The organism is Pseudomonas sp. PIC25 (assembly GCF_002286785.1).
GTDB lineage: Bacteria > Pseudomonadota > Gammaproteobacteria > Pseudomonadales > Pseudomonadaceae > Pseudomonas_M.
In genome coordinates this window covers 35,852-58,526 of record NZ_MUJY01000098.1, presented here as the reverse complement: position 1 = coordinate 58,526, position 22,675 = coordinate 35,852, and the positions used below count along the sequence as shown (strand labels likewise).

The window sequence follows — 22,675 nt, the reverse complement described above, 5'->3', positions numbered from 1 at the left end:
GGAGCCCTCCACCCCGTTTCTCTATTACTCAGCTCCGAGCCGGGGCGGAACCTGCCGGTTCGCTCGCACCGAGGGTCGTAGCACGAACCAGGGCGCGCTCCGCACGCAGGCTGCGCCAGAGCGCGGCGACCAGCAAGGCACTGACCAGCGCCCAGCCGAGCGCCTGGAGGTTGACCAATCTCTCTTGGTACAGCTGCGGCACCAGCCCTGCACCGATCAGCACCGCCAGCAGGGCGATTTCCCGCCGCGGAGCGGACACCGGGCGGCACAGGTAGACCAGCGCCGGCAACAGCAGGGCTGCGCTGGGGAAGCTGCGGTAACGGGCATCGAAGACCAGCGCCAGCATCATCACCGCGCCGGCGAAGCCACTGGCGACCAGCCACCAGCCTCCGCGCCGCTCCAGCCAGCCGAACAGGCGTTCCCGGCCATTGCCGCGGGCCGACAACGCAAGCGCCGCGTGCATCAGTACCAGCAGGTTCAGGCCCACCAGCAGCGCGGCCCATAGCCATTCGCCGGGGAAGCGGCTGGTGACCCGTGCCAGCTCGGCCCATTGGCCGATGCAGCCCGCCCCTAGGGCCGCTAGTGGCGGCAGCAGGCAGGCGGAGGTCAGCGAAGCGGGGCGGCCGGCGAGCAGCAAGGTAGCGATCGTCAGGACCACGCCGGCGCCCAGCCAGAAGGACCAGTGCGGCAGGTTGGAGACCGGACCGGCGAGGATTGTCTTGTCCTGGCGGTCGGCGTCGAGCAGCCCCCAGTAACCGCCCACCGCGCCTTCGCTGGCGCGTTTCCACGGTTGGTCGAAGGCTTCGATCAGGTTGTAGCGCCAGCCGTTCTCTTCGGCCATGGCGACGAAGCCGCGGATGAACTTGGCCTGGTTGATCCGGCTCGGCACGGCGGTTTCGCGCTGGCGACCCTCGCTCGGCCAGCCGGTCTCGCCGATCAGGATGTCTTTCGGCGCGAAACGGTTGCCGAACACCCGGCGGATGTCTGCCACATGGTCCAGCGCCTTGTCGATCCCGGTCGGGTCGTCTTCCCAGTAGGGCAGCAGGTGAATGGTCAGGAAGTCCACCGCCGGCGCCACCTCGGGGTGCTTGAGCCAGAATTCCCAGACATCGGCGTAGGTCACCGGCTGCTCGGTCTCGCGTTTCACCCGTTCGATCAGGCTGGCCAGCCGGGCGCCGGTGACTTCTTTGCGCAGCAAGGTTTCGTTGCCTACGATCAAGGCGGTGACGATGTCGGGATTGGCCTTGGCCGCTTCGATCAGCGCTTTGATTTCCGCCTCGGTCTCCACCGGGTCGGCGCTGACCCAGGCCCCGAGCATCAGCTTCAGGCCATGTTTGCGGGCGAGGGCGGGAATCCCTTCGAGGCCGAACATGGAATAGGTGCGCACGCAGTTGAAGCGGGTGGCGAGCAGGGCGAGGTCGGCGTCCATCCGCTCGGGGCGCAGGACGAAGGGTTTGTCGAACGGCGACTGGTCCTTGTCGAACGGGCTATAGGACACGCATTGCAGCTTGTGCGTCGGCGTCGCGGCATCGGGCAGATGGACGGGGCGACCCTGCCAGTACCAGAAGGCGGCCAGCGCCAGCAGGGCGAACAGGGACGAGAGGAGATAGGTCGGTAGCAGGAGTCGATTACGGGAAGACATGGTTTGGCTGGCATGGATGCGAAGGTGCGCATCTTGCCGTATTTCCATCGAAATGGGAGGGCTGATAGCGCTATGGACTCTGTCCCACGCCGATTGGTTTCCTCCACTCAGGCGTGGTGATGCAACCAGGCATGCTTGGGAATCGATGCCGCGTCTTTCTTTTTCGACTCCAGCTTCGACCAGATTTTTTCGTGGAAGTAGAACCCCACCGAGTTGCACAGCGGCTCCACCGCCGCCACCAGGCCCCCGACGGTCACGCTGCCAGTCAGAACGTAGGCCACGCTGAAAGCAATACAGAAGTGCATCACGGTGAAAGTTACGGTCTTGAGCATGGCACACCTCTAATAAGAATCATTCTTCGTTGTGCTCAGCGTAGGACGAAGGGATGAATAGAGGAAATGTTCAGACATTATCGGGTCGATAGATGGAGTGAATGCTCAGAGTGAGACGCCGATGCACTGCTACGGGGCAGGGAAGGCTCGGCTCCGCCGACTTCATCCGGCTTGTCGTTTCTTGTTGGGTTGCATGTCGCTGTCAGAGCATTTTTTCCGCTGCGCCGCGTCGATGATCGAGTGGCCAGTACTCCACTGGCGAAGGGCCAAGGCGGTGGGGCGTGAAGGGGGCGCACCCGACACCAGAACAAACATTCCAGGCTTGAGCGCAACATGCGCGCACGGGGAGCGACTATGAATATTCGACGTTTGATGGGCGTGGGAGCGGGCTTGCTGCTTGCACTCGGGGCCGGCATGGCGGGCGCCGCCGAGAAGACGACCCTGAAGATCGGCTACGTGGACGGTTGGTCGGACAGCGTGGCGACCACCCATGTGGCGGCCGAGGTGATCAAGCAGAAGCTGGGCTACGACGTCCAGTTGATGCCCGTCGCCACCGGCATCATGTGGCAGGGTGTGGCCAAGGGACAACTCGACGCGATGCTGTCCGCTTGGCTGCCGGTGACCCACGGTTCGTATTACGAAAAACTCAAGGACGAAGTAGTCGACCTGGGCCCCAACTTCAACGACGCCAAGATCGGCCTGATCGTACCGGAGTACGTCACGGCGAAGAGCATCGGCGACCTGCAAGCACAGAAGGACGCTTTCCGTGGGCGCATCGTTGGCATCGACGCCGGCTCCGGTGTGATGCTCAAGACCGACCAGGCAATCAAGGACTACGGCCTGGACTTCAAGCTGCAGGCCAGTTCCGGTAGCGCCATGACCGCAGAGCTGGCGCGTTCGATCAACGCCAACAAGCCTGTGGCGGTGACCGGCTGGATTCCGCACTGGATGTTCGCCAAGTGGAAGCTGCGCTTCTTGGAAGACCCGAAAGGCGTCTACGGCGATGCCGAGCATGTGGATAACATCGTCAACCCGGGCCTGGAGAAAAAGGCACCGCAGGTGGTTGCCTTCCTCAAAAAGTTCTCCTGGAAGCCGGACGAGATTGGCCAGGTGATGCTGGCTATCGAAGAAGGCGCCAAGCCTGCCGCCGCCGCCCAGAAGTGGGTCAGCGAGAACCCGCAACGGGTCCAGGAGTGGCTGCAGTGACAGCGTGAAACCGGGGGCGAACGCATTCGTCCCGCGGGGTGGACAACCACCGGACCCTCGGGAATGATCCTTGGACATTCCCGAGGGCCTCTCCATGAAAATCAGCGACATTCCCTTCGGCGTCACCGACTGGGCCAACATCGAGCGCAGCGAACATCCCGGCGAAACCGGCAAAGCCTACTGGCGCACCTGCCGGTTCGGCGAGCTGCGGGTACGCATGGTGGAATACACGCCGGGCTACCTGGCGGATCACTGGTGCGAGAAAGGCCACATCCTGCTGTGCCTGGAAGGTGAGCTGCACACCGAACTGGCGGACGGACGCCAGTTCGTCCTCCAGCCCGGCATGAGTTATCAGGTGGCCGACCACGCAGAGGCGCACCGTTCCTCTACGCCCATCGGGGCGAAGCTGTTCTTGGTCGACTGAGCGGATCGGTCAGATCACACCGAGCAGTAACAGCACTACCACCACGACCAGCAGGGCACCTATGGCCCCGGACGGGCCATAGCCCCAGGCGCGCGAGTGGGGGAATACGGGCAGGCCGCCAATCAGCAGGAGCAGCAGGATCACGATCAGAATGGTACTGAGCGTCATGGAATGACTCCTTATGCATCGGAACGGGACGCGTGGCTCTTATCGGAAAAAACACCACGCTTACTGATTCCGACTCGCTGGCCGGAACAAGATTCCTGCCCAGGGGACATACGGTTTCGCTACCAGAAGGGCTTGTCATGGTCTACCGGCTGGCTGCCGATGCGCTGGTTCTGCTGCATCTGGGCTTCATTCTCTTCGTTCTGCTCGGCGGGTTGCTGGTGCTGAAGTGGCGCTGGCTGGCCTGGCTGCACCTGCCGGCGGCCGCCTGGGGTGCGGCTGTCGAACTGTTCCACCTGTACTGCCCGCTGACGCCATGGGAAAACGCCTTGCGGCGGGCGGCCGGCGAGCAGGGCTACGACGGTGGCTTCATCGAGCATTACCTGATCCCGCTGATCTACCCGAGCGGGCTGACCCCGCAGATGCAACTCTGGTTGGGTGGGGTGGTATTGCTGGTCAACGGTCTGGTCTATGGGACTCTCCTGTTGCGTCGGATCAGCCCCCTCTAGCGGGCGGGTTTGCCCTGGTCATTCAGCAGCCTGATGGTGGCTCGGCACCCTGTCGGGCTTCGCTACACTGCGGCCAACTCCCTAGAACAACAGGCAAACCTCCCTATGCAAAACCGCATGATGATTACCGGCGCCGGTTCCGGCCTCGGTCGCGAGATCGCCCTGCGCTGGGCGCGTGAAGGCTGGCGACTGGCGTTGTCCGACGTCAACGACGCCGGCCTGCAGGAAACCCTGCGGCTGGTCCGCGAAGCCGGCGGCGACGGTTTCACCCGCCGTTGCGATGTGCGCGACTACAGCCAGCTCACCGCCCTGGCCCAGGCTTGCGACGAACAGTTCGGTGGCATCGACGTCATCGTCAATAACGCTGGTGTGGCCTCCGGCGGCTTCTTCAGCGAGCTGTCGCTGGAAGACTGGGACTGGCAGATCGCGATCAACCTGATGGGCGTGGTCAAGGGCTGCAAGGCCTTCCTGCCGCTGCTGGAGCGCAGCAAGGGCCGGATCATCAACATCGCCTCCATGGCTGCGTTGATGCAGGGCCCGGCGATGAGCAACTACAACGTGGCCAAGGCCGGGGTGGTGGCGCTGTCGGAAAGCTTGCTGGCGGAGCTGCGCCAGCAGGAGATTGGTGTCCATGTGGTCTGCCCGTCGTTCTTCCAGACCAACCTGCTGGATTCCTTCCGCGGCCCGACGCCGGAAATGAAGGCCCAGGTCGGCAAGTTGCTGGAGAGTTCGCCGATCAGTGCGGCGGATATCGCCGACTACATCTACCGCGAGGTGGAGAAGGGCGAATTCATGATCCTGCCCCACGAGATGGGCCGCATGGCCTGGCAGCTCAAGCGGCAGAATCCGCAAGCGCTCTACGACGAGATGGCCAGCATGGCGGCCAAGATGCGAGCCAAGGCTCGCCAGGGCTGAGTTGGGAGGTGGTTGTCCCGGATGGCGCTGCGCTTATCCGGGCTACCGAATGAATTCGCTCCGTGTATGGGCGAACTTCTTGGTTCTGTCTGCGTTAAATGTTATCAGAAGGTTCTGAGTCAAACCGATTACTGAGTTCAGTAGGGACTTCTTGTTTCGCCCCCCGGCGAGTTACTTCTTGCAGTCGCCCCAGAAGGTAACCAAGACGGTTTGCCCCGACATCCGGCCCCGGCTACGCCGGAGTTCCCTCCCTCCATCGCCGTTCCGGGGGCCGACCTCGGCAGCCCCGCACGAAGGGCCATCCCTGGCAAATCGCGCCTCTCGCGGCATCCATGCCGCTCGTCCCCCTACACGACGATTCCGCTCGGCCTCCTGACGGGGCGTCCGCGTGGGTCCCACCTCTTCTGCGAACCTTCTGGCAATGCCAAAACGTTAGGGTCATTTCATCAGGACAGGCGGCACGAATATCTCCGCCTCTCTCCTTTAGGGGAGAGGGGCCGGGGAAGAGGGTTTGACCTCGCACAAAGGAAAGATCGACCAGAAAGCTCCTGGCACCGACAGAGCGACTTCATCCGCCCCAGAAGTCAATCCTCTTTCTTTCAAGTTGTCCTTATGGTCAGCTTTCCCTTGCCTGGAACAGTCTGTCCGGGTAGGGTTCCCGCTTCCGGCCTGCCAGCCGCAAATCGTTGGAACACCCTGTGAAAGCCGTATCCCGGGCCATGCTGATGCTAGCCCTGGTGCTGGCGGCGATCAACCTGCGCCCCGGCATCACCTCCTTTGCTCCCCTGATCGAACGGATCGCCGATGAGCTGGCGCTCAGCCGTGGCCTGATCAGCCTGACCACCGCGTTGCCGGTACTCTGCATGGGCCTGCTTGCGCCGTTGGCGCCGCGTCTGGCGTTGCGTTTTGGCTTGGAGCGCATCATCGCTGTCTGCCTGGGGATGATCCTCGGGGCACTTCTGCTGCGCCTGCTGGGGCATGCCAGTGCCGTGCTGATCGGCAGCGCTGTGCTGCTGGGCGCCGGTATCGCCGTCGCCGGGCCGCTGCTGTCCGGTTTCATCAAGCGTCATTTCGTCGGCCATATCGGGCGCGTGGTGGGTTGGTATTCGTTCAGCATGGCCATCGGCGGCGCCGGTGGAGCGGTGCTGACGGCTCCGGCCGTGGCGCTGCTGGGCGATGACTGGACCTACGGCCTGGCCATTTGGGCTCTGCCGGCGGCCGTCGCCGTGCTGCTCTGGGTGCGCCTGCCGAACCTGCGGGAAACCGCGCAGGAAGGGGGCGCGGCGGGTGGTTTGCCCTGGCGCGAGCCACGCGCCTGGCTGATCACCGGGTTCTTCGCCATCCAGGCCGGACTGTTCTACGCCTTGACCACTTGGCTGGTGGCGCGCTACCACGAAGCCGGCATGAGCCTGCTGCGGGCCAACAGCCTGTTCAGTCTGTTCATGTTGATTGGTTTGGCCAGCGCCTACCTGGTGCCCTGGCTGGCCCAGCGTTTCGACAAGCGCTACCAGCTCTTGCTGGCCTGCGGCCTGTCGTCGTCGCTGTGCTTGGGCATGATCACTTTCTTCCCGACCTTCGTACCGGAGTTCTGGGCGCTACTCATGGGCTTCGGTCTCAGCGGCTCCTTTGCCCTATCTCTGGTGCTGCCGATGTATGAAGTGAAGACGCCCCTGGCGGTCAGCCGCTGGACGGCGATGATGCTCTGCGCCGGCTACAGCCTGGGCTGCCTGACCCCGGTGCTCGCCGGCCTCGGCCGCGACCTCTCCGGCACCTACCGCCTGCCGTTCCTGGTGCTCACCCTGCTGGCGCTGCTGATGTGTGTGCTGGCCTGGCGGCTGCATCCGCGGGCGAGCCGTTCGTCCACCTCATAACGCCGGACGGCGACGCTTCGGACTCGACCTGTTCAAGCCGAGTGCCAGTTCCTTGGCCTCGGCCTTGCCCTGTGTTAGAAGGCTGCGTCCATTTCCAGGAGTGCCCGCGTGGAGTCCGAATCCATTGTCTATGGCTGCATCCGTGACTGGCCGTCCGATAACCCGGACCAGCGCATCCTGCGCCGCGAAACCAACCATCGGATACTGGCCAGCCTGCCCGGCGGCGAAGCCTGGCCGTTCCTCGGCCGGGAAATGTTCTCCTTCTGCGACCTCCCCGGCGCGGGCCTCTACCGGACCCAGGTGATCCACTTCGGCGCCAGCTACCAGACGGTGGAGTACGAGTGGAAGCTCTGGGTGCAGGAGTTCGAGGCGCTGCTCAAGCAGCTCTACTGGGCCAGTGCGGTGGTGCACTTGGAAACCGAACTGAACGGCAGCCACATCTTCCGCTGGGAGTCGGAGAGCGGTTTCCACAGCCCGCGTGAGGGCGAGCTGCGGGTCCGTTGCGCCTGGGAGCGCGAGAGCGGCGTCCACGTCTGACGGACGAACTCCTTCGTCCGTCCGTTGACCGCTCATGTAGGAGCCAGCTCTGCTGGCGAACCGCGTCCCCGACCGACTGTCGAGTCGCGGGCAGAGTTTGTGACTACCGAAATCGCTACATCAACTCCACCAGCGCTTCGCTCGTCACCACCCTGGCAATGGTGCCGAGCATCTGCATCGAGGCATCGTGTTCGTCCTGGCTGGCCGCGGCGCAGGCATCCTCCACCACGATGACTTCGTAATCGCGGTCATGCCCGTCGCGCACGGTGCTCTGTACCGCCCAGGTGCTGCTGACCCCGGCGACCACCAGGCGCTGGATGTGGTTCGCGCGCAGGATCGCGTCCAGCGAGGTGCCATAGAAGCCGCTTATGCGTGGCTTGATCACCACTAGGCAATCGTTGCCGACATCCAGCTGCGGGTGGAGCTCGGTGCCTTTGGCGCCCAGCGCAAGAGCACCGATTTCATGGGCCTTGCCGAACATCGGCGAGGCTTTCGGCTGGTCCTGATAGCTAGGTGCGAAGCCGACCTTGACCAGTACTCGCAGCCAATCCCTCTCCCGGGCAATGGCCAGCACGCGGTTGGCCTTGCCGATGACGTCGCGCTCGCTCGCCTGGCTGGCGGCGCGGGCGATCTTGCCGCTCGGGTGCATGATATCGACGATGTAGTCCAGGCCGATGAAGGCGGTATGCATAAGTACCTCCGTCCGGGCCGCCGCCCGGCTTCTTCGACAGGTTCACCACAGGTGGACTCGTATCCGTCGCAACAGTTGCGCCCCCGGTCCGCCAGGCTTTGACGGGGCCGGATGGCTGCGGCCTAATGCGCGTCTTTCCCGACCGACCTGTGCCATGACCGATCGTCTTCATCCTTCCAACGGCCTCCGCCCGAGCACTTTGCACCTGCCGCAGGGCCCGTGGGCGACGGTGCTGGAGTGTCTTTGCGCACACTTCCATGCCATCGGCCGTGACGTCTGGCTCGATCGCATGGCCCGTGGGCGGGTGCTGGATAGCGACGGACAACCGATCGGCCCCGATCATCCCTACCAGGTGGGGCTGCGTGTGCACTATTTCCGTGAGGTGCCGAAGGAAACGTCTATCCCCTTCGAGGAGCAGGTCCTGTTCGTCGACGAACATCTGGTGGTGGCGGACAAACCGCACTTCCTGCCGGTGATGCCCTCCGGCGAATACGTCGAGGAAACCCTCTTGGCGCGGTTGATCCGCCGGCTCGGCAACCCGCAGCTTTCGCCGCTGCATCGCATCGACCGGCTGACCGCCGGGCTGGTGCTGTTTTCCGCCAACCCGGCGAGCCGCGCGGCTTATCAGGCACTGTTCCGCGACCGGCGGATCGACAAGACCTACGAAGCCATCGCCCCGGCGCTCCCCGGCCTCGATTTCCCTCGGATGCACCGCAGCCGGATGGTCGCCGGCGAGCCTTTCTTCCGTATGCGCGAAGCGGAGGAGGGGCCGGCCAACAGTGAGACCCAGATCGACGTGCTCGAACGCAACGGTGCGCTGTGGCGTTATGCGCTGCACCCGATCAGCGGGAAAAAGCACCAACTACGCCTGCATATGGCCGCCCTTGGTGCCGGGCTATGCAATGACCCCTTCTACCCGGAACTGACCGAGCGCGTCCCGCGCAGCCAGGACGATTACAGCCGCCCACTGAAACTGCTGGCCCGCAGCCTGGCCTTCGATGACCCTGTGACCGGCGAGGCACGCCGTTTCGAAAGCCGGTTGCGGTTGGAGTGGTGAGGCGTGAGGGGTGAGGGGAGCGGATAGTCTCGCTCTCCACCCTCACACCTCCCGATACGTCAATGTCAGTCCCATCTTCATCGTTTCGCCCCTGGCCAACAGCCTCAGTCCCGGTCGGCCGGGCAAATGGTGGGCGTTGATCGGGTGGGTCACCGGTTCGATGCAGAAGAAGTCCTGCTGCGGCGGGGTGTAGAACAGGAAATGGTCGCAGCCGCTGGCGCGGCCTTCGAGCTGGTAGCCCGCTTCGGGTTCCAGCAGGCGGAAGCGGCCGTCCCAGCCTGAGAAGGCGTGGTCGATGCGTTCGTCGGGCAGGGGGCGTGGTTGGTCGAAGCGCCAGCTCGGTGGAATGTCTTCCTGGTGATCGGGCAGGCGATCCGCTGCGCCGATCCAGACCTGCTGCGCGCTGGCCTGCAACTGGGTTTGCGGGCCGCGCGGGAAGTACGGGTGCAGGCCGAGACCATACCAAGTGGGATGCTCGCCCTGGTGGGTGACGCTCAGGGCCAGGCTCAGGCTGCCGTCGATCAGTTGCACGCGCAGCTCCGCCCGATAGGGGAACGGCTCGTGGCTGTCCAGCCGTAGGAGGGCTTGGCGCGACAGGCATTCGATGGCGCGCCAGGGTTGCTGCCAGGCGCTGCCGTGGATCGGGTAGGGATCGTGGGGGGTGTTGGGTGCCAGCGCCAGCCAGCCGTCCGGATTGTCGAAGCCACCCTCGGCGATGCGGTTGGACCAGGGTGCCAGCGGGTAGCAGGCCAATTGTCGCGGCGTGATGCCGTCCAGCCGGTCTTCCGCGCTCGGCCGCAGCAGCGGCCGACCATTGGCGCGCAGGGTCCAGTTGACCAGACTGCCGCCGATTTCCGGGGCCAGGGCTACGTGGCTCAGCTCGTCTTCCAGGGTCAGCAGTTGCAAGCTCATCGGGGCATCACCGTTTTTTCTTGAAATTGTTGTCGGGCCGCGGCAAGACTGCCAAGAGAGGTGTCATCGTACAACTGCCTTGGGCTATGATGGCAACCATGCCGTCAATGTGGATTTAAGGGTTCGAGATGGACAATCAGAGCAGTCAGCCGCGTCCCCGTCGCAAACATCGTAGTCTGGCGCAGGAGCTGGTGGCGGAGCTTTCCCAACAGATCAGCGACGGCGTGATCAAGCGCGGGCAGAAGTTGCCCACCGAATCGGCGATCATGGAGGCCCAGGGCGTCAGCCGGACCGTGGTGCGCGAGGCGATCTCCCGCCTGCAGGCCGCGGGGTTGGTGGAAACCCGTCACGGCATCGGCACCTTCGTGCTGGACACGCCGAGCCCCAGTGGCTTCCGCATCGATCCGGCGACCATCGTCACGCTGCGCGACGTGCTGGCCATTCTCGAACTGCGCATCAGCCTCGAAGTGGAGTCGGCCGGCCTCGCGGCCCAGCGTCGCACCGACGAGCAACTGGCGGCCATGCGTGCCGCGCTGGATGCGATGAAGCAGAGCGTGGCTCATGCCAGCGACGCGGTGTCGTCAGACTTCCAGTTCCACCTGCAGATCGCAAAATCCACTGGCAACCGCTATTTCACCGACATCATGACCCACCTGGGCACCAGCATCATCCCGCGGACCCGGGTCAATTCGGCGCGCATCAGCCATGACGACCAGCCGAGCTACCTGGCGCGTCTGACCCGCGAGCACGAGGAGATTTACGAAGCCATCGCCCGCCAGGACTCCGATGCCGCCCGCGCGGCCATGCGCCTGCACCTGACCAACAGCCGCGAGCGGCTGCGCCAGGCCCATGAGGAAGCCGAGTCGCAGCAGGCGTGAGGTTGTGGAGCCGCGCCATCGCGAATGAATTCGTTCCCACAGGGGCAGACTGCGAAGCGAGGCCGCTCCTCCCATCGCCTGCGACCCTTGTCGGATTGCATTGCCAGGGGAATGCAGTAGGCTGACGGCATATCCCATAACTACAAGAATCAGGCCGCCGTATGCGCCACGATATCAGCCAACTGCGCAAGTTCGTCTCACCGGAAATCATCTTCGGTGCCGGGTCCCGGCATGCTGTCGGCAATTACGCCACCACTTTCGGTGCTCGCAAGGTGCTGGTGGTTTCCGATCCCGGCGTGCAGGCCGCCGGTTGGGTGGCCGACGTCGAGGCCAGTCTGCAGGCCCAGGGCCTGGACTACTGCCTCTATACCAACGTCTCGCCCAATCCGCGCTCGGAAGAGGTGATGCAGGGCGCGGACTTCTACCGCGAGCAGGGCTGCAACCTGATCGTCGCAGTGGGCGGCGGCAGCCCGATGGACTGCGCCAAGGGCATCGGCATCGTGGTTGCCCATGGCCGCAGCATTCTCGAGTTCGAGGGGGTGGACAAGCTGCGCGTGCCCAGCCCGCCGCTGATTCTGATTCCCACTACCGCCGGCACCTCGGCGGACGTCTCGCAGTTCGTGATCATTTCCAACCAGCTCGAGCGGGTGAAGTTTTCCATCGTCAGCAAGGCGGTGGTGCCGGATGTGTCGCTGATCGACCCGGAAACCACCCTGAGCATGGACCCGTTCCTCTCCGCCTGTACCGGAATCGATGCCCTGGTGCACGCCATCGAGGCGTTCGTTTCCACCGGCAGCGGGCCGCTCACCGATTCCCATGCACTGGAAGCCATGCGCCTGATCAACGGCAATCTGGTGGACATGATCGCCAATCCCAACGACATGCTGCTGCGCGAGCGGGTCATGCTCGGCAGCATGGAGGCCGGCCTGGCGTTCTCCAACGCCATCCTCGGCGCGGTTCACGCCATGTCCCATAGCCTCGGCGGTTTCCTCGACCTGCCCCATGGCCTGTGCAACGCGGTGCTGATCGAGCACGTGGTGGCGTTCAACTACAGTGCGGCGCCGGAGCGCTTCCGGATGGTCGCCGAGACCCTCGGCATCGATGTGCGGGGCCTCAATCATGCGCAAATCCGCCAGCGCCTGGTGGACTACCTGATCCGCTTCAAGCAGTCGGTGGGTTTCCGCGAAACCCTCGGCCCGCATGGCGTCGGTACGTCGGACATCCCGTTCCTCTCGCGCCACGCCATGGAAGATCCCTGCATCCTTACCAATCCGCGCGAATCCACGGTGCGGGACGTCGAAGTCGTGTATGCAGAAGCCCTATGAAGACCCCGGCCAGGCCGTTGCCGAGTTGCTCGGCCTGGGCTCCCACTCCGCCCGCAAGAGCCACTACCCCGAACTGATCGCACGCCTGGAGGAGCTGGAGGCCGAGCGCAACCGCTACAAATGGCTGTTCGAGCACGCTGTCTACGGCATCTTCCAGGCCAGCCTGGACGAAGGGCTGCGCGCGGCCAACCCGGCGCTGGCGCGGATGCTCGGCTACGGCGACCCGCAGGAGTTGCTCGGCTCGCTCACCGAGCGCGCCGAGCAGTTGTTCGTCGGCGGCCTGGCCGAGTTGCAGCGCATCCGTGAGGTGCTGCGCCGGCAGACCGGCCTGTTCGGCTATGAAACCCAGCTGCGAAGGCAGGACGGCCAAGTCATCGATGTACTAATCAACCTGCTGCTCAAGCCGGGGGAAGAGGATGGTCTGATCGAGGGCTTCGTCGCCGACATCACCGAGCGCAAGCTGGCCCGCGTCCGCCTGCAACAGTTGAACGACGAACTGGAGCAGCGTGTCGAGGCACGAACCCGCGAATTGCAGGCGCTGAACCGGGACCTGCAATTGCAGATCGCCGAGCGTGAGCGCATCGAGTGCCAGTTGCGCGAGGCCCGCGACGCGGCCGAGGCCGCCAATCTGAGCAAAGACAAGTACCTCGCCGCCGCCAGCCATGACCTGCTGCAACCGCTGAATGCCGCGCGCCTGCTGGTCTCGACCCTGCGTGAGCGCAGCTTGCCGACGGCCGAGCACACGCTGGTGGAGCGCACCCACCAGGCGTTGGAGGGCGCCGAGGACCTGCTGACCGACCTGCTGGAAATCTCCAAGCTGGACCAGGCGGCGATCAAGCCGGATATCGATGTCTACCGCCTGGACGACCTGCTCGCGCCGCTGGCTTCGGAGTTCCAGCCGGTGGCCCAGGCGGCCGGTCTGGAACTGCGGGCGCACATCCCGCACCTGGCGATCCGCACCGACGCGCGTCTGCTCAGTCGCATTCTGCGCAACTTCCTCAGCAATGCCTGCCGCTACACCGAGCGGGGCCGCATCTTGCTCGGTTGCCGTCGGCAGGGGAAAACCCTGCGTCTGGAAGTGTGGGACACCGGCCGCGGGATTCCGGCCGACAAGCTCGATGCCATCTTCCTTGAGTTCAACCAGCTCAGCGCCGGCCGTGCCGCGGAACGCAAGGGCGTTGGCCTGGGGCTGGCCATCGTCGATCGCATTGCCGAGATGCTCGGCTATCCGGTACGGGTCCGCTCGCAACTGGGGCTCGGCTCGGTGTTCAGTATCGAGGTGCCGTTGGCGGCGGACATGCCGGCGGTGTCGGAAGAGGTGCCGGCGAGCCTGCCGGTTACCGGCGACCCGCTGCCAGGGCGCCGCCTGTTGGTGCTGGACAACGAGGTGAGCATCCTCGACAGCATGGCCGCGCTGCTCGGCCAGTGGGGCTGCCAGGTGCTCACCGCCACCGGCCGCACCATGGCGCTGGACGTGCTGCAGGGAAGGGCACCGGAGCTCATTCTCGCCGACTACCATCTGGACGACGGCGTGCTCGGCTGCGAGGTGGTCCGCGACCTGCGTGGCCTTTTCGGCCGTGAAATTCCCTGCGTGATGATCACCGCCGACCGCAGCGACGACTGCCGCCGGCAGCTCCAGAGTCTCGGTATGCCGCTGCTCAACAAACCGGTGAAGCCCGGCAAGCTGCGCGCTGTGTTGAGCCAGTTGTTGCGCGACGAGGCAGCGTCGTAACGACGAGAGTTTTGTGGGAACGAATTCATTCGCGACGACGCAACATCGGCGTACCCCCTTGCGCGATGAATTCGTTCCTACGGTGACCTCTCTATGGGGACGCGGTTTTGTAGCCGGATAAGCCTTGGCGCAATCCGGGGGCAATGGACTCCCGGATTGCGCTGCGCTTATCCGGACTACGGAGTGGTAGGGGCGAATTTATTCGCCCGCTTTTCCCCGAAGCCCCTATGCCTTGGCCTCCCTCCGCCGCATCAACCAATACGCCGCTGGCAGGACCAGCATGGACAGCAGCGGTGCGGTGAGCATGCCGCCGACCATGGGCACGGCGATGCGTTGCATCACTTCCGAGCCGGTGCCGCTGTCCCAAAGGATCGGCAGCAGGCCGGCGACGATCACCGCCACCGTCATCACCTTCGGCCGTACCCGTAGCACCGCGCCTTCGCGGATGGCGTCGCGCAGGGCGGCGGCGTCGCCGTGGCCGTTGTGCTGGCGGTCGAGCCAGGCGTTCTTCAGGTAGATCAGCATGATCACACCGAACTCCGCCGACACCCCGGCCAGGGCGATGAAGCCGACGCCGGTGGCCACTGAGAGGTTGAAGCCGAACCAATGCAGCATCCAAACCCCGCCGGTGAGAGCGAAGGGCAGGGTGGCCATGATCAGCAGGGCTTCGCCGACACGGCCGAAGGTCAGGTAGAGCAGCACGAAGATGATCAGCAAGGTTGCCGGCACTACCCAGGCCAGGCGGGCGTTGGCGCGCTCCAGGTATTCGAACTGGCCGGAGTAGGCCAGGGTCATGCCCGGGGTCAGTTGCACCTGTTCCGCCACCTGCCGTTGCAGTTCGCGCACGGTGGAGGCCAGGTCGCGACCGCGCACGTCCACGTAGACCCAGCCGGACAACCTACCGTTCTCGCTACGCAGCATCGGCGGTCCATCGTTCAGGCGGATGGCGGCGACGTCGCCCAGGGTGAGCTGTTGGCCGGCCGGGGTGAAGATCGGCAATTGGCGCAAGGCTTCGGGGCTGTCGCGCCATTCGCGCGGATAGCGCAGGTTGATCGGGAAGCGTGCCAAGCCCTCCACCGTCTCACCGATGTTGCGCCCGCCGATGGCACTGGCCACCACGTCCTGTACGTCGGCGATGTTCAGTCCGTAGCGGGCGGCGGCGTGGCGGTCGATGTCGATGTCCAGGTAGCGGCCGCCACTGAGGCGTTCGGCCAGGGCCGAGCTGACGCCGGGGACCTGCTTGGCCACCTTCTCGACCTCGCGTGCGACCCGCTCGATATCGGCCAGCGAGGTGCCCGAAACCTTCACCCCGATGGGGCTCTTGATGCCGGTGGCGAGCATGTCGATGCGGTTGCGGATCGGCGGCACCCAGAGATTGGCCAGCCCCGGCACTTGCACCGCGCGGTCGAGTTCTTCCACCAGCTTGTCCGGTGTCATGCCGGGCCGCCACTGGTCGCGTGGCTTGAACTGAATGGTGGTCTCGAACATCTCCAGCGGCGCCGGGTCGGTGGCGCTTTCCGCTCGGCCGGCCTTGCCGAACACCCGCGCCACTTCCGGCACGCTGCGGATCATCCGGTTGGTCTGCTGCAACAGATGCGAGGCGCTGGTGGCGGTGAGGCCGGGCAGGGCCGAGGGCATGTAGAGCAGGTCGCCTTCGTCCAGCGGCGGCATGAATTCGCCGCCCAGCCGGCTCAACGGCCAGAGGCTGGTGAGGAACACCAGCGCGGCTACCGCCAGCGTTGTCTTCGGCCAGGCCAGCACGGCTTCCAGCAGCGGCCGGTAGGCGGCGATCAGCCAGCGGTTGAGCGGGTTGCGTTCCTCGCTGGGAATCCGTCCGCGAATCCAGTAGCCCATCAGCACCGGCACCAGGGTCACCGAGAGGCCGGCCGCCGCCGCCATGGCGTAGGTCTTGGTGAACGCCAGCGGGCCGAACAGGCGGCCTTCCTGGGCTTCCAGGGTGAACACCGGGAGGAATGACAGGGTGATGATCAGCAGGCTGAAGAACAGCGCCGGCCCGACCTCGGCGGCCGCTTCGGCGATGACTCGCCAATGCGCCTCGCCTTTCAGGGTTTCGCCCGGATGCCGGTGCTGCCAGGCTTCCAGTCGCTTGTGAGCGTTCTCGATCATCACCACTGCGGCGTCCACCATGGCGCCGATGGCGATGGCGATCCCGCCGAGGGACATGATGTTGGCGTTGATGCCCTGGTGGCGCATGACGATGAAGGCCATCAACACGCCCAGCGGCAGGGTGATGATGGCGACCAGTGAAGAGCGCAGATGGCCGAGGAACAGCAGGCAGATCAGCGCGACCACGATGAACTCTTCCAGCAGCTTGAAGCTGAGGTTGTCGATGGCGCGTTCGATGAGTTGCGAGCGGTCGTAGGTGGTCACCAGTTCGACGCCCGGCGGCAGGCTGCCGCGCAGGCTGTCGAGGCGCGCCTTGACTGCGGCGATGGCGTCGCGGGCGTTCTTGCCCGAGCGCAGGATGACCACGCCGCCGACCGTCTCGCCTTCACCATCCAGCTCGGCGATGCCGCGGCGCATTTCCGGCCCCAGTTGAACCTGGGCGACGTCGCCGAGCGTGACCGGCACCCCGCGCGGCGAAACCTTCAGCGGCACCGCGCGGAAATCGTCGAGGCTTTGCAGGTAGCCCGAGGCGCGGACCATGTACTCGCGCTCGGCCAGTTCGAGGATGGCGCCGCCGGTTTCCTGGTTGGCGGCGCGCAGCGCGGCGATGACGTCCTGCTGGGTAACGCCGTAGGACACCAGCTTCAGTGGGTCGAGCAGCACCTGGTACTGCTTGACCATGCCGCCGATGCTGGCGACTTCGGCGACGTTCGCCAGGCTTTTCAGTTCGTACTTGAGGAACCAGTCCTGCAAGGCGCGGAGCTGGGCGAGATCGTGCCGGCCGCTGCGGTCGACCAGGGCGTACTGGTAAATCCAGCCGACCCCGGTGGCGTCCGGGCCAAGGGTGGTGGTGACGCCTTCCGGCAGGCGCTCCTGGGCCTGGTTGAGGTATTCCAGCACGCGTGCGCGGGCCCAGTAGAGGTCGGTGCCGTCCTCGAACAGCACATAGACGAAGGAGTCGCCGAAGAACGAATAGCCGCGCACCGTCTTCGCGCCGGGTACCGAGAGCATGGTGGTGGCCAGCGGGTAGGTGACCTGGTTTTCGACGATCTGTGGTGCCTGGCCGGAGTAGCTGGTGCGGATGATCACCTGGGTGTCGGAGAGGTCCGGCAGGGCATCCAGCGGTGTGCTGCGCACCGACCAGATACCCCAGGCGGTGACGAACAGGGTGGCCAGCAGGACCAGGAAGCGGTTGCCGATCGACCAGTGGATCAGGCGTTCGATCATGGCGCGTCTCCCTGCTTTTCCAACAGCTCAATCACCAGGCCGTCATCGGTCTGGCGGGCGGCGATGCGCACCTTGTCGCCTTCCTTCAGGCCGGCGGCGACTTGCGCCGAGGCCAGTGGGAATTCCATGGTCATGCCCGGCATTTCCAGGCTGGGGAACGGGCCATGCTCCAGGGTGACGTAGCCGTCTTCGAGCTTGCGGATGATGCCTTCGGATCTGTGCAGCGGTTCTTCGGCCGGAACGGCGCGAGTCAACACGGCCCGCAGGCTGGCCTCGGAGTCGAGCAGGAACTGGCCGGACACCACCACCTGCTGGCCTTCCTCCAGGCCGGAGAGTACTTCGACCTGACTCGCGCTTTCCCGGCCGGTGCGGATTTCCTGCGGCTGGAAGCGGCCGTCGCCGTCGGCGAGCATCACCAGGCTGCGCTTGCCGGTGCGGATCAATGCTTCGCTGGGGATCAGCAACGCGGACTGGTTCGGTGCATCGGTCAGCCGTGCGCGGGCGAACATGCCGGGCTTGAGGCGTCCGTCGGGGTTGGGCAGTTCGCTACGCAGGGTGAGGGTGCGGGTCTGCGGGTCGGTGCTTGGCAGCAGGGCGATCACCTTGCCCTGGATGTCCTCGCCGGGGTAGGCGCTCAACTGCGCCCGGACCTCCGCGCCGGGCCGCGCCAGCGCCGCCTGGGCCTCGGGGATGGCGAGGTCGAGCCAGACCGTGGACAGGCCGTTGATTCGCGCCAGGTCCTGGCCAGCGGAGACGGTCATGCCGGCGCGCACCGGCAGTTCCAGCAACTCGCCGGCAATCGGCGCGCGCAGGGTCTGCACCGGGCGGGCGCGACGCTCACGGGCGACCTGTTCGATCAATGCGGGCGGCATGCCGAGCAGACGCAGGCGTTCGCGACCCGCGGCAATCAGGCGTGGATCGCCGTCGGCCAGGACGGCGATGAATTCCAGTTGCGCCGCCGACCATTCGGGAATCAGCAGATCGACCAAGGGAGCGCCGGCCGGCAATACATCGCCGGGTGCGCGTCCGTAGACCCGCTCGACGAAACCGGCGGCGCGGGCCTGCAAGTTGGCGATCTCGCGCTGGTTGTAGGCCAGGCTGCCGACCGCGTCGAGGCTGGCCGGCAGGGCGCCCCGGACCACCGGGGCGGTGCGCATGCCGAGGTTCTGCACGGTTTGCGCGGGAATGCTCAGGCCGCTGCCGGCATCGCCCTGGTCGGCGTACTTGGGGATCAGGTCCATGTCCATGAACGGCGATTTGCCCGGCTGATCGAAGCGCTGGTCCGGGTACATCGGGTCGTACCAGTAGAGCACCGGGCGCTCCGCAACTGGCGTCGCGGCGGCCTGGACGGATTGAGGATGGGCCTGCTGCTGGCCAAACCAGTAGCCACCAGCAGCAGAGGCCAGTACGGCTGCCGCCAGGAGTGTGGGAAGGAAGCCTTTCATGGGCGGTTCTCCGAATAGGCGTAATGCAGGCTGGCGGCCAGTTGGTCGCGCTTCTTCTCCAGCTCGATCTGGCGCAGGCGGGCTTCGATCAATTCGCGGCGCGCCTCGATCACCGCCGGCAACTCGCCGGTGCCGGCGCGGTAGGCGGCCAGTTCCAGGTCGGCGCGTTGGCGGGCGAGGGGGACCAGCGAGCGCTCGCTGCGTTCCAGGGCGCGGCTCAATTGGTCGAGGCTGGCCAAGCCGCTTTCCAGCTCCGCCCGATGCGCGCGTTGCAGGGCTTCCTGCTCCGCCTCGCGTTGGACCAGGCCCTTCTGCCGGGCATCGATGCGCGGGCCTTGGCGGGTGCCGGTGAACAGCGGCAGGTCGAAGCTGAATTGCAGCGAGAGCATGTCGCCGAAGCGGCTGTCGCGGTTGCTGTAGGCGACTTCCACGCCCCAGTCGGGCTTCTTCTCGGCGAGGGCTTCGGCGAGTTCGGCCTGGGCTTCGCCGATCCGCGCCGAGGCGGTCTGCAATTCGGGGTGGTCGAACAAGTGCTGGTGCAGACGCTGGCTGTCCAAGGCGAAACGCGGCGGGTCGCCAGCCAGGGGCGCATCGGCGGCGTCGCCCAGCCAGCGGCGCAGGCCGGCGCGGGCCTGCTGGCGGTCACGTTCGAATTCGTCGCGGCGTTCTTCCAGGGCCAGGGCATCGCGGTCGGCCAGCAGCAGGTCGCCCGAACGGGCTCCGCCCCCGGCGATCTGCGCTTGGACCAGCCTGCGCAACCGCGCGACCTCCCGGTCCAGTTCGCCCAGCACCTGCAGGCCGCGTTCGAGATGGAACACCTCCAGCCAGGCCAGGGCGGTCTGCCGGCGGGTTTCCAGGCGCATCGCCACCTGCTCGGCTTCGGAGCGGACCACGCCGGCTTCGGCGAGTTGGCGCCGGGCTTGGCGCTTGTCGCCGTTGGGTACTTCCTGCATCAGGCCGATGCGGCGCATGGTCATGAAGTCGCGGTCGAGGCGGTAGCGATCCGGGCCTTCCAGAGGCAGGTTGTCCACCCCCAGGCTGAGCTTCGGATCGGGCAGGGCATCGGCCGGTATCACCGCGGCGCGGGCGGCGTCGAGCTGGGCGGTCTGCGCCAGGTTCTCCGGGGCCGAGCGTTCGGCGATAGACAGTGCCTGCTGAAAGGTCAGGGGTTCGGCGACCGCCGGCCCGGCAGCGATCCAGGCGGCGGCCAGCAGGACGGCGCAGTGCCGTCGAGGGAGGAAGACAATCATGCTTCCGAATCTCCAATGCGGATGATCCGTGCCCGCGCACGGGCACGCCTTGCCGCGCACCGATGGGCGCGCGACGTTCAGGTCAGGGCATCAGAGGAAACGGGGTGGGCGCCAGACGGAGCCGGGCTCGGGAGGGATCGCCGCCGGGTCCGGCAGGGCGAGGGGACGGGTAGCGGTCTGAACCACGGCACCGCGCGGGAAGGCGCTGCGCAGGGTGCCGCCGGTCTTGCATTCCTGGCCGGATTTGCAGGACATCAACTGGCTGCCCTTGCCGTCTTCCTGACAGCAGGGGTTCTCGTCGGTGGCGTCCGCGGCAGCGGTCATGTCCATCTCCAGCATCGGACACGGCGGTTCGCCGGCCGGCAGACTGGCGTACGCCGGGAAGGCAATGGTCAGGATGAGGAGCAGGATCAGGCGCAGTCGCATGGCGATACCGCTGGAGTTCAATGCTGGCACCTTAGCAGAGGGCTGCGCGTCCCTCCAAGCAACGGAGCGGGGGATTTCGCATTGAACTGATTGGGATCAATTGGGTGTTGGCTATTACATCTACCGTGCGCGTGGCATCCCTCTCCCCGGCCCCTCTCTCCTGAAGTGGAGAGGGGAGATTCGTGCTGCCCGGTGCAGTGAAGTGATCCTGATGCTTTGCCATTGGCTGAGGATTTGTAGAAGAGGTAGGACCAACTCCGACGCCCCGTCAGGAGGCCGAGCGGAATCGTCGTGTAGGGGGACGAGCGGCATGGATGCCGCGAGAGGCGCGATTGGCCAGGGACGGCCCCTCGCGCCGGCCCCCGGAACGACGATGGAGGGAGGGGAGTCGAGCGCAGCGAGACCCGGATGCCGGGGCAAGCCCTCTTGGTTACCTTCTGGGGCGACTGCCAGAAGTAACTCGCCGGGGGGCGAAACAAGAAGTGTCTACTGAACTCAATAATCGGTTTGGCTCAGGATTTTCGTGCACGTTGAAAACGGAACCTATACCGCTGTGCTTGATATCTTGAACGCCTGATGAGTATTTTGTGCACACCGCCGCAACGCGGCTTCTGGCACAACAAGGATAAGCAGTCATGAGCAGCAACGGCCGTAGTCCACTCGCTGAGCGCCTGGCCGGCATCGAAGAGATCGAATGTGTCACTCCCGACCTGAACGGGGTGCCGCGTGGAAAGGTGATGACCGCCGAGGGCTTCCTCGAAGGGCGGCGTCTGCAACTGGCCAGGGGGGTGTTGCTGCAATGCATCATGGGCGGCTATCCGCCGGCGCGCTTCTACGGTAGCGACGACGGCGACGTGGCGCTGTGCGCCGATGCCCGGCAGATTCATCGCCTGCCGTGGGGCGAGCGGCCCCGTGCATTGGCGATCTGCGATGCCGAGGAGCTGGACGGACGCGACTGCGGTCTTTCCACCCGCGCCTTGCTCAAGCGCGTGCTGGCGCGCTACGCCGAGCACGGCTGGCAGCCGGTGGTGGCCACCGAGCTGGAATTCTTCGTCTTCGCGCCCAACAACGATCCGCACCAGCCGTTCCAGCCTCCGGTTGGCCTGGATGGCCGGCGCGAGGCGGGCTTCTCGGCTTTCAGCGTGTCGTCGAACAACGGGCTGCGGCCGTTCTTCGAGGAGGTGTATGCCTGCATGGCGGCGCTCGGTCTGCCGCGCGACACCTTCATGCACGAAATGGGCGTCAGCCAGTTCGAGATTAACCTGTTGCACGGCGATGCCTTGTTGCTCGCCGACCAGACATTCCTGTTCAAGCACCTGCTCAAGGAAGTGGCGCTCAAGCACGGCCTGACCGTGGTGTGCATGGCCAAGCCGCTGCCGAAGACGCCGGGCAGCTCGATGCACATCCACCAGAGCGTGGTGGAGCAGGGTAGCGGCCGGAATATCTTCAGCGACGAGCAGGGCGCGCCGACCCCGGCATTCCGCCATTTCATCGGCGGCCAGCAGGCAGCACTGGGGGATTTCACCCTGTTGTTCGCGCCGAACGTCAATTCCTACCAGCGTTTGTGCCATCCTTACGCTTCGCCGAACAACGCCTGCTGGTCTCACGATAACCGCGCGGCCGGCCTGCGTATCCCGGCCAGCTCGCCGGTGGCGCGGCGGGTGGAGAACCGATTGCCGGGGGCCGATGCCAATCCGTACCTGGCCATCGCCGCCAGCCTGGCGGCGGGCCTGTATGGGCTGGAACGCGAACTGGAGCCGAGCGAGCCGATCCAGGGCGAGTTCGAAACCCCGGATGAATTGCGCCTGCCCTGTACCCTGCATGCGGCCCTGGAGCGTCTGAAGCGCAGCCGGCTGGCGCGGGAACTGTTCGATGCGGAGTTCATCGAAGGCTACATTGCCAGCAAGACGATGGAGCTCACCAGCTTCCTCGAAGAAATCACGCCCTGGGAGCGCCGAATACTCGCTGCGCAGGCGTGACCTCCCACCGGGCCGCAAGGGCGGC

At 65.5% G+C, this 22,675-nt stretch carries 20 protein-coding genes; 11 read left to right on the top strand and 9 right to left on the bottom strand.

The annotated features are described in order from the left end of the window. Window positions 1-28 precede the first annotated feature (28 nt). Window positions 29-1,642: a beta (1-6) glucans synthase gene (locus tag BZL41_RS11990; RefSeq protein ID WP_095599524.1), complete on the bottom strand. Its 1,614-nt coding sequence runs from the start codon at window positions 1,640-1,642 to the stop codon at window positions 29-31. A 107-nt stretch (window positions 1,643-1,749) separates the two neighbouring features. Then, entirely contained in the window at window positions 1,750-1,974 is a 225-nt protein-coding gene (locus tag BZL41_RS11985; protein WP_095599508.1) for a DUF2061 domain-containing protein, read from the bottom strand. Between the two features lie 354 nt (window positions 1,975-2,328). Here BZL41_RS11985 and BZL41_RS11980 point away from each other — a divergent pair, with 354 nt between their 5' ends. Together BZL41_RS11980 and BZL41_RS11975 are read left to right on the top strand one after the other, a co-directional pair. Beyond that, a complete protein-coding gene (locus BZL41_RS11980; protein ID WP_095599507.1) occupies window positions 2,329-3,180 on the top strand; it encodes a glycine betaine ABC transporter substrate-binding protein in 852 nt (283 codons plus the stop codon). A 94-nt stretch (window positions 3,181-3,274) separates the two neighbouring features. Beyond that, complete coding sequence (locus BZL41_RS11975; RefSeq protein WP_095599523.1) at window positions 3,275-3,604, top strand: DHCW motif cupin fold protein; 330 nt, start codon at window positions 3,275-3,277, stop codon at window positions 3,602-3,604. 9 nt (window positions 3,605-3,613) lie between these two features. Here the strand turns inward: BZL41_RS11975 and BZL41_RS11970 are convergent, their stop codons facing one another. Next, window positions 3,614-3,772, bottom strand: coding sequence for a DUF3309 family protein (locus BZL41_RS11970; RefSeq protein ID WP_095599506.1), 159 nt, complete (start codon window positions 3,770-3,772; stop codon window positions 3,614-3,616). A gap of 137 nt (window positions 3,773-3,909) precedes the next feature. Between BZL41_RS11970 and BZL41_RS11965 the strand changes: the two genes are divergently transcribed. The 4 genes from BZL41_RS11965 (at window position 3,910) to BZL41_RS11950 (ending at window position 7,601) form a co-directional block, all read left to right on the top strand. After that, window positions 3,910-4,278: a DUF2784 domain-containing protein gene (locus tag BZL41_RS11965; RefSeq protein ID WP_095599505.1), complete on the top strand. Its 369-nt coding sequence runs from the start codon at window positions 3,910-3,912 to the stop codon at window positions 4,276-4,278. A gap of 105 nt (window positions 4,279-4,383) precedes the next feature. Then, window positions 4,384-5,193 carry an SDR family oxidoreductase gene (locus BZL41_RS11960; RefSeq protein WP_168190985.1) on the top strand — a complete coding sequence of 270 codons (810 nt, stop codon included), beginning with the start codon at window positions 4,384-4,386 and terminating at the stop codon, window positions 5,191-5,193. A gap of 698 nt (window positions 5,194-5,891) precedes the next feature. Next, window positions 5,892-7,064: a CynX/NimT family MFS transporter gene (locus BZL41_RS11955; RefSeq protein ID WP_256578145.1), complete on the top strand. Its 1,173-nt coding sequence runs from the start codon at window positions 5,892-5,894 to the stop codon at window positions 7,062-7,064. Window positions 7,065-7,172: 108 nt separating this feature from the next. Further along, entirely contained in the window at window positions 7,173-7,601 is a 429-nt protein-coding gene (locus tag BZL41_RS11950) for a hypothetical protein (RefSeq protein ID WP_095599502.1), read from the top strand. A 115-nt stretch (window positions 7,602-7,716) separates the two neighbouring features. On the opposite strand, the gene BZL41_RS11945 is transcribed toward BZL41_RS11950, so the two are convergent. Then, the gene (locus BZL41_RS11945) at window positions 7,717-8,292 is read right to left on the bottom strand and encodes an isochorismatase family cysteine hydrolase (protein ID WP_095599501.1); all 576 of its coding nucleotides are present in this window, start codon (window positions 8,290-8,292) and stop codon (window positions 7,717-7,719) included. Between the two features lie 154 nt (window positions 8,293-8,446). Between BZL41_RS11945 and BZL41_RS11940 the strand changes: the two genes are divergently transcribed. After that, a complete protein-coding gene (locus BZL41_RS11940; RefSeq protein WP_095599500.1) occupies window positions 8,447-9,349 on the top strand; it encodes an RluA family pseudouridine synthase in 903 nt (300 codons plus the stop codon). A 42-nt stretch (window positions 9,350-9,391) separates the two neighbouring features. On the opposite strand, the gene BZL41_RS11935 is transcribed toward BZL41_RS11940, so the two are convergent. Next, window positions 9,392-10,261, bottom strand: coding sequence for an aldose 1-epimerase (locus BZL41_RS11935; RefSeq protein ID WP_095599499.1), 870 nt, complete (start codon window positions 10,259-10,261; stop codon window positions 9,392-9,394). A 128-nt stretch (window positions 10,262-10,389) separates the two neighbouring features. Between BZL41_RS11935 and BZL41_RS11930 the strand changes: the two genes are divergently transcribed. From BZL41_RS11930 to BZL41_RS11920, 3 genes are all read left to right on the top strand, one after another. Beyond that, window positions 10,390-11,139, top strand: coding sequence for a FadR/GntR family transcriptional regulator (locus BZL41_RS11930; protein WP_095599498.1), 750 nt, complete (start codon window positions 10,390-10,392; stop codon window positions 11,137-11,139). Between the two features lie 161 nt (window positions 11,140-11,300). Continuing rightward, window positions 11,301-12,464, top strand: coding sequence for an alcohol dehydrogenase-like regulatory protein ErcA (gene ercA / locus BZL41_RS11925; RefSeq protein WP_095599497.1), 1,164 nt, complete (start codon window positions 11,301-11,303; stop codon window positions 12,462-12,464). After that, window positions 12,448-14,196: a NahK/ErcS family hybrid sensor histidine kinase/response regulator gene (locus BZL41_RS11920; protein ID WP_095599496.1), complete on the top strand. Its 1,749-nt coding sequence runs from the start codon at window positions 12,448-12,450 to the stop codon at window positions 14,194-14,196. The genes ercA and BZL41_RS11920 overlap by 17 nt, the downstream gene beginning before the upstream one ends. 225 nt (window positions 14,197-14,421) lie before the next feature. Here the strand turns inward: BZL41_RS11920 and BZL41_RS11915 are convergent, their stop codons facing one another. From BZL41_RS11915 to BZL41_RS11900, 4 genes are all read right to left on the bottom strand, one after another. Then, window positions 14,422-17,550, bottom strand: coding sequence for an efflux RND transporter permease subunit (locus tag BZL41_RS11915; RefSeq protein WP_095599495.1), 3,129 nt, complete (start codon window positions 17,548-17,550; stop codon window positions 14,422-14,424). Further along, on the bottom strand, window positions 17,547-18,995 hold the full coding sequence (locus BZL41_RS11910) for an efflux RND transporter periplasmic adaptor subunit (protein WP_095599494.1): 1,449 nt from the start codon (window positions 18,993-18,995) through the stop codon (window positions 17,547-17,549). Before BZL41_RS11910 ends, BZL41_RS11915 begins: the two co-directional genes overlap by 4 nt. After that, on the bottom strand, window positions 18,992-20,245 hold the full coding sequence (locus BZL41_RS11905) for a TolC family protein (RefSeq protein ID WP_095599493.1): 1,254 nt from the start codon (window positions 20,243-20,245) through the stop codon (window positions 18,992-18,994). Before BZL41_RS11905 ends, BZL41_RS11910 begins: the two co-directional genes overlap by 4 nt. Before the next feature lie 90 nt (window positions 20,246-20,335). Further along, window positions 20,336-20,692, bottom strand: coding sequence for a hypothetical protein (locus BZL41_RS11900; protein ID WP_095599492.1), 357 nt, complete (start codon window positions 20,690-20,692; stop codon window positions 20,336-20,338). 716 nt (window positions 20,693-21,408) lie between these two features. Between BZL41_RS11900 and BZL41_RS11890 the strand changes: the two genes are divergently transcribed. Next, window positions 21,409-22,650: a glutamine synthetase family protein gene (locus BZL41_RS11890; protein WP_174706162.1), complete on the top strand. Its 1,242-nt coding sequence runs from the start codon at window positions 21,409-21,411 to the stop codon at window positions 22,648-22,650. The last annotated feature ends 25 nt before the right edge of the window (window positions 22,651-22,675 follow it).

Coding starts and splice junctions, on each gene's coding strand:
- BZL41_RS11890 (WP_174706162.1), top strand. CDS start 21,409: ATGACCGCCGAGGGCTTCCTCGAAGGGCGGCGTCTGCAACTGGCCAGG.
- BZL41_RS11990 (WP_095599524.1), bottom strand. CDS start 1,642: ATGTCTTCCCGTAATCGACTCCTGCTACCGACCTATCTCCTCTCGTCC.
- BZL41_RS11940 (WP_095599500.1), top strand. CDS start 8,447: ATGACCGATCGTCTTCATCCTTCCAACGGCCTCCGCCCGAGCACTTTG.
- BZL41_RS11920 (WP_095599496.1), top strand. CDS start 12,448: ATGCAGAAGCCCTATGAAGACCCCGGCCAGGCCGTTGCCGAGTTGCTC.
- ercA (WP_095599497.1), top strand. CDS start 11,301: ATGCGCCACGATATCAGCCAACTGCGCAAGTTCGTCTCACCGGAAATC.
- BZL41_RS11975 (WP_095599523.1), top strand. CDS start 3,275: ATGAAAATCAGCGACATTCCCTTCGGCGTCACCGACTGGGCCAACATC.
- BZL41_RS11930 (WP_095599498.1), top strand. CDS start 10,390: ATGGACAATCAGAGCAGTCAGCCGCGTCCCCGTCGCAAACATCGTAGT.
- BZL41_RS11970 (WP_095599506.1), bottom strand. CDS start 3,772: ATGACGCTCAGTACCATTCTGATCGTGATCCTGCTGCTCCTGCTGATT.
- BZL41_RS11965 (WP_095599505.1), top strand. CDS start 3,910: ATGGTCTACCGGCTGGCTGCCGATGCGCTGGTTCTGCTGCATCTGGGC.
- BZL41_RS11960 (WP_168190985.1), top strand. CDS start 4,384: ATGCAAAACCGCATGATGATTACCGGCGCCGGTTCCGGCCTCGGTCGC.
- BZL41_RS11945 (WP_095599501.1), bottom strand. CDS start 8,292: ATGCATACCGCCTTCATCGGCCTGGACTACATCGTCGATATCATGCAC.
- BZL41_RS11980 (WP_095599507.1), top strand. CDS start 2,329: ATGAATATTCGACGTTTGATGGGCGTGGGAGCGGGCTTGCTGCTTGCA.
- BZL41_RS11915 (WP_095599495.1), bottom strand. CDS start 17,550: ATGATCGAACGCCTGATCCACTGGTCGATCGGCAACCGCTTCCTGGTC.
- BZL41_RS11985 (WP_095599508.1), bottom strand. CDS start 1,974: ATGCTCAAGACCGTAACTTTCACCGTGATGCACTTCTGTATTGCTTTC.
- BZL41_RS11905 (WP_095599493.1), bottom strand. CDS start 20,245: ATGATTGTCTTCCTCCCTCGACGGCACTGCGCCGTCCTGCTGGCCGCC.
- BZL41_RS11910 (WP_095599494.1), bottom strand. CDS start 18,995: ATGAAAGGCTTCCTTCCCACACTCCTGGCGGCAGCCGTACTGGCCTCT.
- BZL41_RS11935 (WP_095599499.1), bottom strand. CDS start 10,261: ATGAGCTTGCAACTGCTGACCCTGGAAGACGAGCTGAGCCACGTAGCC.